At 67.2% G+C, this 229-nt stretch carries 1 protein-coding gene; it reads left to right on the top strand.

All coding sequences use genetic code 11. The annotated features are described in order from the left end of the window. On the top strand, window positions 1-229 hold a 229-nt coding region (locus AB4Y34_RS42570), incomplete at both ends, for a hypothetical protein (RefSeq protein ID WP_368719380.1).

The raw sequence follows: 229 nt of genomic DNA, 5'->3' as shown, positions 1-229 counted from the left end.
TGCAGAACATCGCGAACGACCTGAGCAGCGGCGTGGTGGGTCTGGTGCAGCAGGACGCAGGTACGAACGCGATCACGGTGGCGAAGGACAAGGCCGGCGACCTGGTGGACTTCACGGGTACGGACGGCGTTCGCACGCTGTCGGGCGTGAAGGACGGCGCGCTGTCGGCGGCGAGCAGCGAAGCGGTGAACGGCTCGCAGCTGTATGCGACGAACCAGGGTGTGGCGCA

Origin of the sequence: Paraburkholderia sp. BR10954 (assembly GCF_040965775.1) — a bacterium.
Lineage (GTDB): Bacteria > Pseudomonadota > Gammaproteobacteria > Burkholderiales > Burkholderiaceae > Paraburkholderia > Paraburkholderia youngii.
The sequence above is the reverse complement of the archived record's forward strand: the minus strand, read 5'-3'. Positions and strand labels throughout refer to the sequence as shown.